13 protein-coding genes and 1 pseudogene are annotated in these 17,595 nt (G+C 44.2%); 4 read left to right on the top strand and 10 right to left on the bottom strand.

Translation table 11 applies throughout. The features are described from left to right. Positions 1-13 precede the first annotated feature (13 nt). From V7D75_RS02150 to V7D75_RS02130, 5 genes are all read right to left on the bottom strand, one after another. Entirely contained in the window at positions 14-640 is a 627-nt protein-coding gene (locus V7D75_RS02150) for an O-acetyl-ADP-ribose deacetylase (RefSeq protein ID WP_333613225.1), read from the bottom strand. 169 nt (positions 641-809) lie between these two features. Then, complete coding sequence (gene lspA, locus V7D75_RS02145; RefSeq protein ID WP_333613224.1) at positions 810-1,448, bottom strand: signal peptidase II; 639 nt, start codon at positions 1,446-1,448, stop codon at positions 810-812. Then, positions 1,441-4,308 (bottom strand): isoleucine--tRNA ligase, encoded by a 2,868-nt coding sequence (ileS, locus tag V7D75_RS02140; RefSeq protein WP_333613223.1) that lies wholly within the window; start codon positions 4,306-4,308, stop codon positions 1,441-1,443. Before ileS ends, lspA begins: the two co-directional genes overlap by 8 nt. A gap of 420 nt (positions 4,309-4,728) precedes the next feature. Beyond that, the gene (locus V7D75_RS02135) at positions 4,729-5,292 is read right to left on the bottom strand and encodes a protein disulfide oxidoreductase (protein ID WP_333613222.1); all 564 of its coding nucleotides are present in this window, start codon (positions 5,290-5,292) and stop codon (positions 4,729-4,731) included. Between the two features lie 118 nt (positions 5,293-5,410). Further along, positions 5,411-7,048, bottom strand: coding sequence for a carbon-nitrogen hydrolase family protein (locus V7D75_RS02130; RefSeq protein WP_333613221.1), 1,638 nt, complete (start codon positions 7,046-7,048; stop codon positions 5,411-5,413). 696 nt (positions 7,049-7,744) lie between these two features. Between V7D75_RS02130 and V7D75_RS02125 the strand changes: the two genes are divergently transcribed. Next, a complete protein-coding gene (locus V7D75_RS02125) occupies positions 7,745-8,374 on the top strand; it encodes a BLUF domain-containing protein (protein WP_333613220.1) in 630 nt (209 codons plus the stop codon). 102 nt (positions 8,375-8,476) lie between these two features. On the opposite strand, the pseudogene V7D75_RS02120 reads toward V7D75_RS02125, so the two are convergent. Then, positions 8,477-9,800, bottom strand: a pseudogene (locus V7D75_RS02120) (FAD-binding oxidoreductase). 394 nt (positions 9,801-10,194) lie between these two features. On the opposite strand from V7D75_RS02120, the gene serA reads away from it, so the two are divergent. The 3 genes from serA to V7D75_RS02105 all read left to right on the top strand — a co-directional run bounded on the left by serA (position 10,195) and on the right by V7D75_RS02105 (position 12,938). Beyond that, complete coding sequence (serA, locus tag V7D75_RS02115) at positions 10,195-11,421, top strand: phosphoglycerate dehydrogenase (protein ID WP_068404003.1); 1,227 nt, start codon at positions 10,195-10,197, stop codon at positions 11,419-11,421. A 265-nt stretch (positions 11,422-11,686) separates the two neighbouring features. After that, on the top strand, positions 11,687-12,118 hold the full coding sequence (gene uraH, locus V7D75_RS02110; RefSeq protein WP_333613219.1) for a hydroxyisourate hydrolase: 432 nt from the start codon (positions 11,687-11,689) through the stop codon (positions 12,116-12,118). Between the two features lie 286 nt (positions 12,119-12,404). Next, a complete protein-coding gene (locus V7D75_RS02105; RefSeq protein WP_333613218.1) occupies positions 12,405-12,938 on the top strand; it encodes a DUF488 domain-containing protein in 534 nt (177 codons plus the stop codon). 108 nt (positions 12,939-13,046) lie between these two features. On the opposite strand, the gene trhO is transcribed toward V7D75_RS02105, so the two are convergent. From trhO to metX, 4 genes are all read right to left on the bottom strand, one after another. Continuing rightward, complete coding sequence (gene trhO, locus V7D75_RS02100) at positions 13,047-14,102, bottom strand: oxygen-dependent tRNA uridine(34) hydroxylase TrhO (RefSeq protein WP_333613217.1); 1,056 nt, start codon at positions 14,100-14,102, stop codon at positions 13,047-13,049. A 246-nt stretch (positions 14,103-14,348) separates the two neighbouring features. Beyond that, positions 14,349-14,930 carry a tetratricopeptide repeat protein gene (locus V7D75_RS02095; RefSeq protein ID WP_068404007.1) on the bottom strand — a complete coding sequence of 194 codons (582 nt, stop codon included), beginning with the start codon at positions 14,928-14,930 and terminating at the stop codon, positions 14,349-14,351. A gap of 423 nt (positions 14,931-15,353) precedes the next feature. Then, positions 15,354-15,971, bottom strand: coding sequence for a methionine biosynthesis protein MetW (gene metW, locus V7D75_RS02090; protein ID WP_144298049.1), 618 nt, complete (start codon positions 15,969-15,971; stop codon positions 15,354-15,356). Beyond that, positions 15,968-17,293 (bottom strand): homoserine O-acetyltransferase MetX, encoded by a 1,326-nt coding sequence (gene metX / locus V7D75_RS02085; protein WP_333613259.1) that lies wholly within the window; start codon positions 17,291-17,293, stop codon positions 15,968-15,970. Before metX ends, metW begins: the two co-directional genes overlap by 4 nt. Positions 17,294-17,595: the final 302 nt, after the last annotated feature.

The raw sequence follows: 17,595 nt of genomic DNA, 5'->3' as shown, positions 1-17,595 counted from the left end.
GCGTGTTTTACTTTTAATCCTGCTCTAATATTTGCTTATAAACCGCCGCATCAGTAGCTGAAAAGCAGCAAAAAATCACTTCGCGAATTGAAAGCTCAGACATTTCGCCTAAAAGGTTCTGTAGATAATCTTGCACCGTACCCACAGCAATTTGCGCTGCTTTTTCGATTGGGTAGCCATAGACGCCAGTACTGATAGACGGAAAAGCAATGCTGCTTAGATTATTTTGAACTGCTAAGTCCAGCGAGTTTCGATAACAGCTGGCAAGTAGCTCTGGCTCGTGACGATTGCCACCATGCCAAACAGGACCGACCGTATGAATCACATACTGACAGGGTAGCTTAAACGCTGGACTGATTTTAGCATCACCTGTCTGACAACCATTCAAGGTACGACAATACGCCAATAACTCACGTCCCGCTGCCCGATGAATTGCACCATCGACACCGCCGCCACCAAGCAAGCTTGAATTGGCCGCATTGACAATCGCATCAATATTTAAGGTGGTGATATCGGCTTGCAGCACTGACAAAGTAACAGTGTGCTTATTATTTTCATTAGCAGCAGAAATTTGCTTTTGAGCAATAGGTTTTTTGTGTTGATTAGATGTTTGACTAGGAGACTTTTGATTATCAGACATGGCAGCACCCTTTTTATATTGAACTTAATATACTTTAGCGTTTTTAGCGTCACTCGACTATATCGCTTACGTTATCAATAATCTTTCATATACTGTTTCTCAAAAAAGGCGCAAAAAAATAGGCTACCGATTTAGTAGCCTATTTGCAAAGTCATTGTATTTATATCATTTAAGCATCACGTTTCTTTTCTAAAAACAGCATATCAATCACAATCAGCGCCACACCAATACAAATACCAATATCGGCAATATTAAAGATTGGATAATGCCAAACGTCAGCATAATGCACGTGAATAAAATCAATCACGTGACCATGGAGCAAGCGGTCAATCAGGTTGCCAAGAGCGCCGCCAAGCACCAGAGCTAAACCAAAGGATAATAGCTTGGCTTTACGCGGTGCTTTGACCAGATAGCTGATTAAAAACAGTGACATTACGAGAGCTAATCCCGCAAAAAACCATTTTTGCCAACCTGCTTGGTCTGCTAAAAAACTAAACGCCGCGCCGTAGTTATAAGCAAGCGTCCAATTTAAAAACGGCTCAATCACAGGTACGGGCTCAAGGAAATTGAGATTGGTTTCAGCCAACCACTTCGTCCACTGGTCAATGATAAGCACAGCAAGCGCCAGCAAGTACCACATAAAGGCGCGACTGCCATTAGCGACCATTTTTGGCGTCTTCTTCAGACGGCCTTTAGGCGTGGTTGAACTACCCGTAGTCGCATGCGCAGGCGTAGGCGAATGATCAATCTCAACCTGAGGCTGCTTATTTTCCGAAGAGTCTGTCGGATTAGGCGCTGATTTAGGCATAGTGGCGCACCTCGCCCACGCCTGCGACGTTGGTCACGCAGCGTGCGCATAGTTCAGGATGCGCTGCGTCTGCACCGATATCATCACGGATATGCCAGCAGCGTACGCATTTTGTGCCCGTCGCAGCGCTGACGTTAACCACTAAATCACCCGATGCGTCTTCATTTTCATTGCTATCGGCTTTTGCGTTGGCTTTGTTGGCTTTATCAGCAGGCGCGGCGCTCATTGGTCTTAAAGTTGCGCTACTGGTAATCAGGACAAAACGCAGCTCTTCGCCAAGCTTGGCTAAGCTGTCGTACATCGCACCGTCAGCATATAAATCAACGCCTGCAGACAAGTTGGCATTGATGATTTTTTCACCGCGCGCGGTTTCGATATGTTTATTAACCATATCTTTTGCTTGCATAATACGTTGCCAGTCGTCGCTACTGATGGCGCTAAGCTCAAATGCTGGGAACTCATACCATGCTTCGGTAAACACGTAGCCTGCGTCAGTGCCGTTTTTACCTTCCAATACTTCCCAAGCTTCTTGCGCAGTAAATGACAAGATTGGCGTAATCCAGCGAATCAAGGCATGAGCGATATGATAAATCGCCGTTTGCGCAGAGCGGCGCGGCTGCCCATCAGTCTGAGTAGTGTACTGACGGTCTTTGATAATATCGAGATAAAAGCTACCTAAGTCTTGCGAGCAAAACGCGGTGATATGCTGGGTGACTTGGTGAAAGTCCATCGCATCGTACGCGCTGATGATTTGTGCTTGTACTGCTTGCGCACGCTCAATGATAAATTTATCAAGGCTAACCAGCTCATTAATATCAACGCTGTTGGTCGCAGGATTAAAGTCATCGGTATTGGCCAGCAAGAAGCGTAGGGTATTACGGATACGGCGATACATATCGATCGCGCCTTTAAAGACTGTTTTACCCGCGCTCATCTCATAACGATAGTCGCTCGAGGCAATCCATAAACGTAGCATATCGGCGCCGGTTTTATTGATCTCATCTTGCGGCGTGATGATATTGCCAAGTGATTTGCTCATCTTGCGACCGTTTTCATCAACCACAAAACCATGGGTCAATACTTGCTTAAACGGTGGGCGCTCATACATCGCCTCAGACGTTAGTAGGGAAGTCTGGAACCAACCGCGATGCTGATCCGAGCCCTCAAGATACATATCGGCAGGATTGGTCAGCTCATCGCGCTGCTCAAGGACGGCAAAATGCGTCGTTCCTGAGTCAAACCAAACGTCTAGCGTATCGGTTGCTTTATCATAGTCTGCCGCTTCGCTACCCAAGAAATCTTCACAGCTGGCATCAAACCAAGCTTCTACGCCGCCTGCAGCGATTTTTTGCGCCGCCACTTCCATGAGTTCCAGCGTATTTGGATGCAGCTCGCCGGTTTCTTTATGAGTAAAGAAGGTAATCGGCACGCCCCATGTACGCTGACGCGAGATACACCAATCTGGGCGACCGTTCATCATTGCTTCAATGCGGTTTTGTCCCCAAGCAGGCGTCCAATTGACCGTTGGGATATCGGCAAGGGCACGCTCACGTAAGCCTTTGGTTTCCATATTAATAAACCACTGCGGCGTGGCGCGGAAAATAATCGGCGACTTATGACGCCAGCAATGCGGATAGCTGTGCTCAATTTTGGTATGGTTGATTAAATGACCGTTATCGTGCAGGGCTGCAATGATTTGCGGATTGGCTTTATAGATATGCTCGCCTGCAAATACTGCCGCGCTGTCTAGATAAACGCCCGTTCCACTGACTGGGTTTTCAACTGGCAAGTTATATTTTAGGCCAACGATATAATCGTCAAGACCATGCCCCGGTGCGGTATGGACGAGGCCAGTACCGCTATCAGTGGTTACGTGCTCACCTAGGATAAGCGGCACTTGACGCTCGCTAATCAATGGATGCTGGGCGCGCAGGCCTTCAAGCTCGCGTCCTGATACGGTAGCTAAGATGCCATCGTTAGTCAGTTTAAACTCACTTAATGCGCTTTCAACCAAGTCAGTGGCTAATAAGAAGTTACCTTTGGCAGTGGCGACCACGCTATAGTCATGCTCAGGGTGTAATGAGATGGCTTGGTTCGCTGGTAACGTCCAAGGGGTCGTCGTCCAGATAATTGCGGCGATATTACCTTCAACGCCGCTTAATGCGGCAACCTTGTCGGTATCAAGCACATCAAAGCTCACATAAATAGCGTCTGAGACTTTATCTTGGTATTCTACTTCAGCTTCTGCTAGCGCAGAGCTACAATCCAAGCACCAGTTGACTGGCTTCATGCCGCGGGTGACATGACCATTGTCATAGATTTTAGCAAGCGCGCGCACGATGTTGGCTTCTTGGTGGAAGTTCATCGTTAGATAAGGATTGTCCCAATCACCAAACACGCCCAGACGTTTAAAGTCCGCCTTTTGTAGCTCAATCTGGGTACTTGCATACTCGCGGCATAGACCACGGAATTCAGTTGCCGAGACTTTTTGACCGACTTTACCAACTTTGGCTTCGACCTTTTGCTCGATAGGCAAACCGTGACAATCCCAACCCGGCACATAAGGCGCATCAAAACCCGACAAGGTTTTTGACTTGACGATAATGTCTTTTAATACTTTATTGACCGCGTGACCTAAGTGAATCTGCCCGTTGGCGTATGGAGGGCCGTCGTGCAAAATATATTTGGTTGCGCCCGCCCGCGCCTGACGAATTTTGCCGTACACGTCGTCTGCTTCCCAAGCCGCTAGCCAGTCTGGCTCACGTTTGGCAAGGTTGGCGCGCATGGCAAAAGGCGTATCGGCAAGGTTTAGGGTGTCTTTATAATCGTGGCTTGGGGTGTCGTTACTTTTATCAGTCATAGAAGGCGTCTTATAAATGGTGGTTAGAAATAGCGTTTAAATTCAGGCGTAAGATTAAAGATATATGGGGTCAAATATTGGATAATCGATGCTAGTCTTTTACTTATTACTTGGAAAAATTTGCTTAAAAAACATGGCGCAAAATAAGTTGCTTATCACTTGATTGTAAATGGACATGTCCATCATAAATACTAATCAGACGATTGCAACAAAAAATATTTTTAGCAGAATACTTAGAAAAGGGAATAGAGTAACGGCAGCTATTATATGACAAAATGAGTAGGGTAAAAAGAGCTGGCCGGTATCGTCCTATTTTTAGCCAAAAGCAATGATTGATTAGCAGTAATGCGCCATCTAATAAATCTCAGGTCTGGCACGTTTAATCGTCTATTTGTTACATTTTATACTGTTGACCACGGGTTAAAAAACTTCTGATAACCACAAACGCAATTTGAGTGACCAAAGTGGCTGAATACCAGTCAAGCCTTGCGTCATCTCGCCATTTTTCAAAACCACATAAGACGGCGTTACTTGGCCTTGCCAATCAGCAAATATTTCACCTTCTTGGTCATTGATAGTGGTAAAGCGGTAATTGTGCTCGGCAAGGTAGCTATGCAACTCTTCATCAGAGCCGGATTTAATCGCAATCGTTACCACAGGATAATTATTCGCCGCCGCAAGCTTATCTATCGTCGGTGAGGTCACCCGACAAACCGGACACCACGTTCCCCAAAAGTATACCAGCGTTGGCTTATCCCGACTCATCGCTGCCAAATCAACGCTTTGTCCTTGATAGTCAGTCAATTGCAATTGCGGATTGGCCGGCATGACCGGTTGGCGCCACCAGTTAATCGCCATATAAATGATCGCAAATGCTAAGCCGTATATAAGCAGGTTTTTAGCAACCGACAATAGCTTTTGCTTGGGCGTTTTTTTTGGCGTCTCAGGGGTATTTGTAATATTAAGATTAGAATCAGTGGTCATAATGGCTGCTTTTTTTGCCTTTAAATTTAAGTAGATAAAAATAAACGGCTGAATGGTCAGCCGTATTATTATAATTTTTATATTGTTATGCTTAATGCCTGCTTCTTAAAATGACCGCTTATGGTTTTTTCGCGCGGTCTTGCAATGGGTCACCGATAAGCACGCTACCGGAGTTTTCACGGCGCTCAGCGTCTGATAATTTACTCGCTGGCACTTTGGCTTTTCTTTTCCACTTTAAGCTAAACAAATCATCACGGCGGTCAAGTAGATTATGCACTGAGCCTTCATTACGAACGTGAATAAGCTTGTCTAAGTTCACGTCTGAGAAAAATACCATCTCGGTATTGGCGGTGGTCTCCGCCATAATCGCATCGTGCGGGAACGCAAAATCCGATGGCGAGAAAATAGACGACTGCGCATATTGAATATCCAAGCTTTCAACCTGCGGCAAGTTACCGACAGATCCACAAATCATCACATAACATTCGTTTTCGATCGCCCGTGCTTGCGCACAGTGGCGTACGCGCAGGTAGCCGTTTTGGGTATCTGTCCAAAATGGAACAAACAAAATATCCATGTCATCAAGCGCCATCAAACGCGCAAGCTCGGGGAACTCAATATCATAGCAAACTAAGATACCAACACGTCCAGCATCGGTGTCAAACACTTTGACTTCATCACCGCCCTCAATCACCCACGCGCTACGCTCATGCGGGGTAATATGGATTTTGCGCTGCTCTTCGACCGTACCATCACGGCGGCACAAATAACTGATATTATATAAAGTATCATCGTCGTCCAAAAACGGCATGGAACCGGTGATGACGTTGACATTATAACTGACCGCCAAATGCGAAATCTCGTTTTTAAACCATTCGGTATAACCGGCCAAAAAGCGAATCGCGACGTTTTGGTCAGTCGATTCACACAGACCCATCAATGGCGCGTTAAAGAATTCTGGCAAACACGCAAAGTCAGAGTTGTAATCGGCCATGATATCGACGAAAAACTCAACTTGTTGCAGCAGCTCTTCAGGTGACTCCACCTCACGCATTTGCCACTGAATACCGCCAATACGCACCTCTGATTTACGGGTGTTTGGCTTATAATCTTGCGGCTCATAATAGATATTTGCCCACTCAAGCAACGTCGCAAAGCCTTTTGACTGTGCATCATCTGGCAGATACGCGGTCAAAATACGTTTCACGATAAAGCCATTTGATAATTGGAAGGACAGCGCTGGGTCATGAATCTCACGCGCTTCTACAGCCTCAATATACTCGCCCGGGGTCAAATCCTGATGATTATGATAATTGGGAATACGACCCCCGGCCAAAATAGCGCGGAAATTTAACTGACGGCACAGCTCTTTACGCGCATCATAAAGCCTACGCCCCAAACGATACCCACGATACTCAGGGTCGATTAATGCATCTAGCCCATAAATCGCGTCGCCTTCAGGGTTGTCTCTGATAATTTCTTTATGACCAATTAAATCATCATAAGTATGCGGGTTAGAGAACTTGTTGTAATCGACGCGCATAGAGAGCACGATGCCAATCAGCTCATCGTGGTCAAATAGCGCAATCTGTCCTTCGGGAAAGGCATCAATCAAAGCATGAATGGTGTTTTTTGACCATGCGCCGCCCAAATTGACATAAACGCGATCCATCAAGGCTTTAAGCTGCGGGTAGTCTTTTTTCTTAATCTCAGCAATGGTTAGGTGAAAATCATCTAATTTTTCAATTTTGCTCATAATGTTCCTGTCTGTCGTCTCTGTAAACCGGTCTTAATAAATCGATATTAATATTTTTGTGCTAAAAATCTTGCTAGAAAGGGCAGCTATAAATAGGGTTTTGATAAAAAACTGGCTATTAAAAAACGTAAGAAAAGCACGTAAAAGGCGTTTTCGTATAGATGCAATTGCTAAAAGTAAACGCCAGCGCCCAGATTTTTCTACGACTTTTTAGATCACAATGTCGATAAAAGCATATCAATAGGCTTATTTAAACGTTACAATCATTTATCTTTGCATTTACAATGAGTTATACGCACAAATTATAAATCCTGCCTTTGTCATTATTTGTTTTAATGAGGCGATTTAGCAATTTTACAAGTGCTCATTCTTCCACCGTCTTTTGTTTTTATTTTAAATACTTTCTACAGGTAACTTAATTTTTAGCCCTTTATGGCACAAATGACGCTTATTATCACGTTTCTCTTTGCGCTGGTTATGATAGCAACTCCCATAAACAATCACAGACAAGCGGCGTAATTATTTGCTAGGTTTTTGTTGCCCGATTTTATTATTAGGTCTTGTTACCATATTTTATTGCTCAGTTTTCGTGAAGCACCATCTTTACTATCCGTAATATTCTTATTTTTTTACACGTCATTTTAGATGGCGTATTTTTTCGGTTGCCTTCAATGGTGACCTTTTAGGATTTTTATTATGCCCCTAACTCATGCTAATGCCTTTAGCAAATTAGATGAAATAGCAGATACTGCATTGATACAGTTGGTGTATGTCAGCAGCTTGACGCTTGCTTCACGGTTAAATGCAGCAATATTTGATGAGGTAGAAGCTCATGCGCGTGATTATAACGAGCAGCACGGCATCACAGGTACGTTATGTTATGGCAATGGTCATTTTTTGCAATGTATGGAAGGTGAAAAAGCCAAAGTCGCGGCGTTGACGCAGCGCATTTTTGCCGATAAGCGCCATAAAGACGTGCAAGTGCTCGTATTACAAGTGATTACGCAGCGTGATTTTTCAGACTGGCGCATGCGTTTACTGTTCTTGGAGCGTTGGCTTTGGTCGCCTGCCACCAAAAAACAGGCAGCGCAATTGTCGCCATATCTACCCTTTGCGCCGCACGGCTGGTCAGCTGAGCGCACCGAACAGTTTTTGCAAATTATCAAAACCTTTGACACTCCGCCTCACATTAAAGCATCCGGCATTACCTATAACGCGCTTGGCAATATGGTGCGCCACATTGCTGCCCCGCATCAAGCTTTTTTAGTGGTGCAAGGGCTTTTAAGTGTACTGTTGGTCATCGGTTTGGTACTGTTATATTTCTAAGCCTTGCTATTGTGCTAAACGATAATATAAAAATGACGCTAAAATTTGATATTTAGCGTCATTTTTTATGGTTATAGATGGGTTGTTTTGATAAAAAACCTCTTACATATCAAAAATCTTACCACGGTTCATAATATTATTGGGGTCAAAGACTTTTTTGACCGCGCGTAAATACTCAATCTCAGTTTCGCTACGGCTATAATTGAGATACGGTTTTTTGGTCATACCAACGCCATGTTCCGCAGAGACCGAACCGCCATATTTTTGTACCGTTTCAAACACGTATTTATTAACGATTTGACACTCGCTAAAAAAGTCATCTTTACTCATGTTTTCAGGCTTTAAGATATTAAGATGCAAATTGCCATCGCCAATATGACCGAACCAACAGACCTCAAAGTCAGGATAGTTGCTGCTGACGATGTGATCAATCTCAGCGATAAATTCAGGTACGTAACTGATTAATACTGAAACGTCATTCTTATAAGGGGTAAATACTGAGATGGTTTCAGAGATATACTCGCGCAATTTCCACAGCTCTTCTGCTTGCGCCAGACTCTTGTACTTGGCCATGCGCCATGAGCTTATCAACTGCCACCTCATCAAAGAACTCAAACGCCGTTAAATCAATCTTCGCTTGAAAAGCCGACAGCACATTCATCACATCGTTAAAGCTGTCCATGCCTAAGACCATGACATTTAAGTCTTGTGGCTGACGCTCAAGCTTGATTTGTGCATGAGTGACTAGACCAAGCGTACCTTCGCTACCGATAAATAATTGGCGTAAATCATAACCGGTGGCATTTTTCACCATACCGCGATTAAGCTGCAAGATATCACCTTTTCCCGTGACGACAGTCAATCCCATGATCCATTGACGGGTCATGCCATAACGAATCACCTTTATACCACCAGCATTGGTGCCGATATTACCGCCGATTTGACTGGAGCCTGCTGAAGCAAAATCGACGGGATAGTATAAATCTTTTGATTCGGCAAACTGTTGCAACTGCTCAGTGACCACACCAGCTTCAATCTCAACCATGCGGTCAGCAGGATAAAACTGTCCGATATGATTCATTTTATCCATGCTAACGACAATCTCGCCATTGGCAGCGACCGCTCCAGCAGACAGACCGGTACGGCCGCCACTTGGCGTTAAGACTACATTGTGCTCATTGGCAAGCAGGACAATCGCTTGTACTTGCTCGGTGGTCTTTGGAAAGACAATGGCAGCAGCGGCCGGAGCAAAGTGCTTGGTCCAGTCTTTGCCCCAATGTTCCAAGCTCTCGCTATCAGTTTTGATTTGGCTGGCGTCAAACTGATGGACATGGAGCAAGCTGCTTAAGATATTTTGGATAGCAGTGGTAGTGGTTTGAGAATCATTTTGAGCAGTAGTATTGCTTTGGCTAGCTAAAGAAGTCATGGTCAAATCTCGGTAGAAACGCAAGCGCTATGCATAAAAGGGATTATTATATCGCTAAATGGATATAACCCAGCGGTGCTAACTGTGTTTATATAAATAAGTAGGTTTAGATAAGTATAAGCGAGCGCGTAGCGCAATGATAGATGGAGATGCTGTCATACGCCTATCTGTCTCGCCTAAATCGTTAAAAACAGTTTAATAAGGTTTGGTTATAAGTTTTATATACCATGATTCACTATAGCATAAAAAGTTTTCAGGCTTGATAAGCAATAATTCATCTAATCTGCTAACATCGCTGCCAAATTTTGTGTAAGATATCCAGACTGTTTTCGTTTCATCCATCAGACTTATCCCACTGATGATTTTTATAAGACAATTATAGGACAGTTCTCACATGGCGTTATCACTACAAAAAGACAAGATCCGGTTTTTATTGCTTGAAGGTCTACACGACAATGCGTTAAAAGTATTGGAAGGGGCTGGTTACCATAACATCGAGAATATCAGTCACGCCCTAGATCAAGATGAGCTGATCGAAAAAATTAAAGACGCTCACTTTATCGGTATCCGCTCGCGCACGCAGCTGACGCGTGAAGTGCTTGAGCACGCCCACAAGCTGATCGGTATTGGCTGTTTTTGTATCGGTACCAACCAAGTCGACTTGGACGCCGCTCGTGATTTGGGTATTCCTGTCTTTAACGCGCCGTATTCGAACACTCGCTCGGTCGCGGAGTTGGTGCTTGCTGAAGCAATCATGCTATATCGCGGTATCCCTGAAAAAAATGCCACCGTCCATCGCGGCGGCTGGGGCAAATCTGCGACCAACTCACACGAAGTGCGCGGCAAGACGATCGGTATCGTCGGTTACGGCTCTATTGGCTCGCAGTTGTCTGTCTTAGCTGAAAGTTTTGGTATGAAAGTCATCTATCATGATGTCGTGACCAAATTGCCACTCGGTAACGCCGTGCAAGTTGGTAGCTTAGAAGAGTTATTATCAACTGCTGATATTGTCACTTTGCATGTGCCTGATGTTCCAAGCACGCGCTATATGATGAAAGCTGAGCAATTTGCGCATATGAAAGATGGCAGCTACTTTATCAACGCCGCTCGCGGCACCTGCGTTGAGATTGATGATTTGGCAGCAGCCCTTGAGTCAGGTAAAATCTTGGGCGCAGCGATTGACGTGTTCCCAAAAGAGCCAAAATCAGCAGATGAAGAGTTTGAGTCACCACTGCGTAAATTTGACAACGTTATCTTGACGCCGCATATCGGTGGTTCAACGCAAGAAGCGCAGGCCAATATCGGTCTTGAAGTTGCCGATAAGTTTGTCCGTTACTCTGACCAAGGTGATACTGCAACTGCGGTGAACTTCCCAGAGGTTTCTGTACCGTTTAAAGAAGGCACGCATCGTCTGCTGCATATCCACAAAAACGTCCCAGGCGTATTGTCACAGATTAACCGCCTGTTCGCCGAAGCGCATATCAATATTTTAGCGCAGAGCCTCATGACCGAAGGCGACGTTGGCTATCTAGTGATGGATGTGGACTATAACGACTCACGTGCTGCTCTAGATCAGCTAAAAGACGTTGAAGAAACCATTCGCGTACGTATCTTATTTTAATTAGCCCTAACTTAAACGTAGAGCTAAGTTAAAACAAAGTAATTGCCCATCGATAGCAGATGACCAAAATGGTTGTCTGCTATTTTTTTTGTTATTTTTCTTGATGTCGAATGGGTTAGTAAGATGATCACGGTCTATAAAAATCATAGCCTATAAAACTTCAATATATAAATTAACGTTTTCTTTACAATGATAGGTTTATAACAACTTATACTAAACCAATAGTCATTTACTAAAATAAACCGAAATTTATATAAGGATTTTTATGAAAGCCAAAATGATAAAAGCAGCAGCACTTGGTAGCGTATTAGCTCTAAGCGCGACTGCTAGCTATGCAGCAGGCGATCAAGATAAATATCAATTATCTAGCCATATCCTAGATATTAGTACAGGCAAACCAGCACCAAACGTCAATGTAAGATTGATGATGCAAGAAAAGACTGGAAGCTGGAAGCTGCTCAATACCCAAAAGACGGATGCTAATGGTCGTATTGGGACTTTTCTACCTAATGAAGCCGGCGTCAATCATGATGGTACTTATAAGCTAATTTTTGAGACCACACCATATTTTCAGAATAAAGGTTTGAAATCGTTTTACCCTTATGTTGAAGTAAACTTCAATATTGAAGGCGAGCAGCATTATCATGTGCCAATTACCTTATCAGCTTATGGCTATAGTACTTATCGCGGTAGCTGATCGCATTCGGTAAGAAGCATTGTAAATGCCAAAAATAGAGGTTCAATTGAGCCTCTATTTTTTATGCTGGCTGTGATTAGTTGGGTATTATAAGCAGTAAAGGTTTAGGTTATTCTACTTGGCTTTGATAGATTCTGCTGCGTTAGCGACTTTCGAGCACGATTGTCCTACAAAAGTCCTAATGAGTGAGCAGGTTGAGACTGGTTAATATTGAATGAGAAAAATCACTGAACCATTCAAGACAAGACCATGCAAAATAAAACGACAACTTTATAACGGTTTAACCATGACCACCACATTTTATACGATTGGACATTCGACCCGTAACCTTGATGAGCTGATTGAGATGCTTCAAGCAGCCGATATCGAACTGCTCATCGATGTGCGCAGCTTTCCACGTTCTCGAACTAATCCTGTTTTTAATATCGATACTTTTCCGCAAGCACTCAGTCAAGTTGGCATCAGTTATCAGCACTGCGCTGACCTTGGCGGGCAACGTCCGAAACAAAAGCAAGTCGATGAACAGATTAATGATCTATGGCGCGTGCAAGCTTTTCATAACTATGCGGATTATGCGTTAAGTGATACTTTTCAAGCCGCCCTCGATCAACTCATTCAACTCGGGAAAAAACAACGCCTTACTCTTATGTGTTCTGAAGCAGTATGGTGGCGTTGTCATCGGCGTATCATTACCGATTATTTACTGCTTAGAGGCCATAGGGTAGAGCATATTATGGGCGTTGGTCGCTTGGATGTTGCCAAGCCTACACCAGGGGCTGAGCTAAATGGTCAAGACCAAGTAATTTATCCAGCGGTATAAAACAGGGTCAAAAAAAGAGACACTGTTGGTCTCTTTTTTTATAACTCTTATTTAACAAGCCTTATTTAATAAACCTTAATGCCGTTAAGCTTTGGTTATTTTATCTTATTAAGCTTTGGCTTTATTGGCGGCTTCCGCTTGACGGCGAGCTTCAATCTTAGCTGCTTTACGCTTTTCAATCACATCGATCACATCGCTACCGATATGCGCTTCACCACGTTTTTTCGCCAGCTGCATTTGATGTTCGCGCTCACGAAAACGCGCTTTTTGCTCGTCAGTGGCTTTATCGATACAGTGCGGGCACGATTCGCCTTTGATATAGGCGGCGCTTTGCATATCATCTTGAGTAATTGGCATACGACAAGCAAAACATTGCTCGTAGTTGCCTTTCTCTAAATTGTGATTAACTGACACACGGTTGTCAAAGACGAAGCAATCGCCTTGCCACATGGACTCGCTGGCTGGAATTTCTTCTAAATATTTTAAGATACCGCCTTCTAAATGATAGACCTCTTCAAAGCCTTGCTCGCGCATAAATGCTGTCGATTTCTCACAGCGGATACCGCCGGTACAGAACATCGCGACTTTTTTATGTTTCGCAGGATCTAGCTCTTTTGCCACATACTCTGGAAACTCGCGGAAGGTTTCGGTATTTGGATTAACAGCATTTTGAAACGTTCCAATTTGTACTTCGTAATCGTTACGGGTATCAATCAAAATAACGTCAGGGTCTGAAATTAGTGCATTCCACTCACTTGGTTTTACATAACGACCGACCGACTGTAATGGATCGATATTCTCCACGCCCATGGTGACGATTTCTTTTTTTAGCTTCACCTTGGTACGATAAAAAGGCTGTTCATCGGTATACGACTCTTTAAAAGTAAAGCTGCCAATGGCTTCGATACTGCGCAAATAATCTAAGACACTATCAATACCTTGGCGGCTACCAGAAATCGTGCCGTTAATACCTTCGCTGGCGATTAATAACGTGCCTTTGACGTCATTCTCTAGCATGGTGTTTAAGATTGGTTCACGATATTGCTCAAAATCGGCAAAGCGGGTGAACTTATAAAGGGCGGCAACCACGATATTGTTGGTGACGCTATCGTATTCTGTGGCGTGAGTTGACGCTTGTACGTCAGTCGTTTGTGAGGTACTCATGTGTTTCTCCTGCTGGCTAGGTCGCAAACCTAGTGCATTGGTTTAAGTATGTAGATTAGCTATAACACTAGCGCAATTGTGGAATTGGCTAATGCGGGCGTAGTTTAACAAATTTTAAAAAGGTTTTGGCAGTTTTATCTTCCTATAATTTCATCGAAATATGACAGATCATAAAAATGGCAAATAAAAAAGCCCAGTATGATACTGAGCTTTTTTATATTTACTGTGTAAAGTCTAAATTAGAACTTACTTACTCTGAAACCAAGTATCGGCTTTGCTACGCGCGCTAGCGATATCAGCACTTGATAAGTTCAAGGCCAATTGACCGATTTTACCGCGGGCTTTGTTACGGACTTTTTCATCGAGCATGCCATCACGGGCAGCCAAGTCATACCATTTATACGCATCGACCAGATTCTTTTGCTTCTCATCGAGCAGGGCAAGCGTATAGCTGGCACGGTTATCACCACGCATGGCGGCTTTTTCTAACCATAGACGCGCTTGTTGAAGGTTTGGTTGTACGCCTTCACCGCGCAAATACATGATGGCAAGGTTCAACTGAGCAGGGGCAACGCCTTGCTGAGCTGCTTTGGTGTACCACTGGATGGCTTGCTGGGTGTTTTGGGCAACGCCTTCACCCTTTTGCAAACGCTTGGCTAAATAAAACTGGGCGTGATTGTTACCTTGAGCAGCGCTGGCAGACAGCTCACTGATAGGCATTAGCTCGAAACGTGAGGTATCAAGTGGCACGTTTGATATTAACTCAGCGTTGGCAAGGCCCGCACAAGAGAACAGGGCAGTAAACAACGCAGCTTTTAATAATTTCATAGCAGCTCCAAAATTAGGCAGTTAATAAGCAAAAGAAAAAGTTGCACCGCTAAAACGGTCTCGCTTGAGACAGTTAGGCGGCGATAACAATTAGGTGAAATTTTGCGCTACCTTCTTACCTAATCATTAGCAATAACATTTATATATTTAGTGGATCGTTGCCTCAAATAGAGCCGATAGACGGTTAAAAAATCCGATAAACGGTCGTATATGGGGTATGACTGACACTATTTCGCTAGCTTAACACCCAAACTTACGAAACTCAAATACTAATTACACGATTTAATGCCTACTTATATCTGTTGGTCCTCAATAAAATCATAGAGTTACTTAAGCGTAAGAATAAATTAACATTCTATTAAGGTTAATATTATTACCTTTTTATTTAAATATTCGTTAATAACCAGTGCGTTAACTTCACTATTAAGCAGGTTTTTGTTTGGTGACCCGATAAATAGCAACGTCTGCAAGCAGATTGGGCGCTTGCCTGATTAATGCGGTCATCAGCGGCGTATGCCCTTTTTCAGAATCACTGACCGCAAAGCGATTAATGATATGAATATCATGCTGTGCACACAGCTGTTCAAAGTCTTTAAAGGTACACAAATGAATGTTTGGGGTGTTATACCACTCATAAGGCAGGGCTTCTGAAACTGGCATCAGGCCCTTTAAGCCCAAATGCAGGCGGTTTTGCCAATGGGCAAAGTTAGGAAAGGTAATCACGGCCTCACGGGCAACGCGTAGCATATCGAGCAGCAATATATCAGGCGCTTTTACCGCTTGCAGGGCGCGCGCCATAACCACGGTATCGAAGCTATTATCGGCAAAACGACTCAAACCATCATTGAGGTCTTGCTCGACGATGGATAAGCCTTTAGTGATGGCTTCATTGATTTTATCTTCATCAATCTCAAGTCCATAACCGGTGACGCCTAGATTTTGCTGTAAATGCGCGAGCAGCTCGCCATTACCGCAGCCTAAATCCAGCACATGCGAGTGCGGCGCAATCCAACGCTCAGCCAATTGATGATCCATTCTCATGAGCGTGCTCCTTTGGCTTTCAAGCGATTGGCAATAAATGGCGCGGTCAAAAATCCTTTAACCGCACCCATATAACGTGGAATATCGAATAAAAACGAATCATGACCGTGCGGGGCGTCGACATTGATATAGCTGACTGGTTTGCCAGTTGCCATCAGTGCGTCGACAATCTCTTGTGAGCGCTCGGGCGCAAAACGCCAGTCGGTGGTAAATGACACCACCAAATATTGGCACTTTGTATGAGCAAAGGCAGCTTTTAGGGCGTTCAGCTCTTTTGCATTGGCTACATTGACGTTATCAGCGTTTTCAGTATTATCAATAGTGGCGCTATTATTTAGCGTTTTCTCAAGCTCATTCTCGGTAGAATCGGCTTTTACTACTGCGGCGAGGGAGGTTTCTAGCTCTGCTGCTGCCGGATAATCTCGCGTTGGGTCAAAATAATCTAACGCTTTGGTCATGAGCAGATAAGTATTGGCATCGAAGTTTTCGCTAAAGCGTTCGCCTTGATAGCGCAAATAGCTCTCGACCTGAAATTCGACATCGTAGCCATACATAAACTTGCCAGATTTTAAATCACGGCCAAACTTTGCCTTCATCGCATCATCGGTCAAGTAGGTGATATGCCCGACCATACGTGCAAGAATAAGCCCACGCCGAGGATAAGTACCCGCCTGTAAGTAACGCCCGTCTTTAAAATCAGGATCAGAGAGAATGGATTGCCGCGCAACTTCGTTAAAGGCAATGTTTTGCGCAGAAAGCTTTGGTGTACTGGCAATGACCACGCAGCGTTTTAAGCGCTCTGGATAATCGACCGACCATTGCATGGCTTGCATACCGCCCATTGAGCCACCGACAATGGCATGCCAAACCTCAATACCCAATCGGTCGGAAAGCATGGCTTGGGTTTTCACCCAGTCTTTGATAGTGACAAGGGGGAAGTCAGGGCCATAAACCTGCGCTTCACCCTCATCGCTTATACTGTCTGGATTGATGGTGGTAGGGCCTGTAGAGCCAAAGCAGCTGCCGATATTATTGACGCAAACCACAAAAAACTGATTGGTATCGATGGCTTTATTGGGGCCAATCATATTGTCCCACCAGCCCGCTTTTTTATCGTCGTCACTATAGAAGCCCGCTGCATGATGGCTGCCTGATAAGGCATGACAAATCAAAATGGCGTTTGATTTGTCGCTATTGAGTGTGCCATAAGTTTCAAAGATTAAATCGAAGGCGGGCAGGGTGCGATTGCACTCCAAGGTCAATGGCTCAGCGAAATGAAAAGTCTGCGGTGTGACAATGCCAACTGAGCCTACCACATCGATAGAATCGGCCGCATTAGCAGAATGATTGGTGGAGTGATCACTGGTACTATCAGAACGTGCGCTCAAAGCTACCTCACAAAACAACAGTTACAGTTATGGACAAAAAAACGGTTATAAATAAAATAAACCTAGAATGGTGACAATAATGGTTCTAACTACTTTCTTATTATAAGCTTGTCTATTGTATGGCGATGTGCGTAGGAGTACAACCTTGATAGGCAGTCTTTCAAGCAAAGTATCAGTAGCTGCGGTATTAACGGTATCGCAATCCTAAACCGCATGTGTTTTGCCCTGCGTTTTTG

This window comes from Psychrobacter sp. (assembly GCF_036731945.1).
Taxonomy (GTDB): domain Bacteria; phylum Pseudomonadota; class Gammaproteobacteria; order Pseudomonadales; family Moraxellaceae; genus Psychrobacter.
This window is presented reverse-complemented; position numbering and strand designations above follow the sequence as displayed.

Bases quoted from the DNA above. Each gene is read 5' to 3' on its own strand.
- uraH (WP_333613219.1), top strand. From the start codon at position 11,687: ATGAAAGCCAAAATGATAAAAGCAGCAGCACTTGGTAGCGTATTAGCT.
- ileS (WP_333613223.1), bottom strand. From the start codon at position 4,308: ATGACTGATAAAAGTAACGACACCCCAAGCCACGATTATAAAGACACC.
- metW (WP_144298049.1), bottom strand. From the start codon at position 15,971: ATGAGAATGGATCATCAATTGGCTGAGCGTTGGATTGCGCCGCACTCG.
- trhO (WP_333613217.1), bottom strand. From the start codon at position 14,102: ATGAGTACCTCACAAACGACTGACGTACAAGCGTCAACTCACGCCACA.
- V7D75_RS02135 (WP_333613222.1), bottom strand. From the start codon at position 5,292: ATGACCACTGATTCTAATCTTAATATTACAAATACCCCTGAGACGCCA.
- lspA (WP_333613224.1), bottom strand. From the start codon at position 1,448: ATGCCTAAATCAGCGCCTAATCCGACAGACTCTTCGGAAAATAAGCAG.
- V7D75_RS02125 (WP_333613220.1), top strand. From the start codon at position 7,745: ATGCCCCTAACTCATGCTAATGCCTTTAGCAAATTAGATGAAATAGCA.
- V7D75_RS02130 (WP_333613221.1), bottom strand. From the start codon at position 7,048: ATGAGCAAAATTGAAAAATTAGATGATTTTCACCTAACCATTGCTGAG.
- V7D75_RS02095 (WP_068404007.1), bottom strand. From the start codon at position 14,930: ATGAAATTATTAAAAGCTGCGTTGTTTACTGCCCTGTTCTCTTGTGCG.
- serA (WP_068404003.1), top strand. From the start codon at position 10,195: ATGGCGTTATCACTACAAAAAGACAAGATCCGGTTTTTATTGCTTGAA.
- V7D75_RS02150 (WP_333613225.1), bottom strand. From the start codon at position 640: ATGTCTGATAATCAAAAGTCTCCTAGTCAAACATCTAATCAACACAAA.
- V7D75_RS02105 (WP_333613218.1), top strand. From the start codon at position 12,405: ATGACCACCACATTTTATACGATTGGACATTCGACCCGTAACCTTGAT.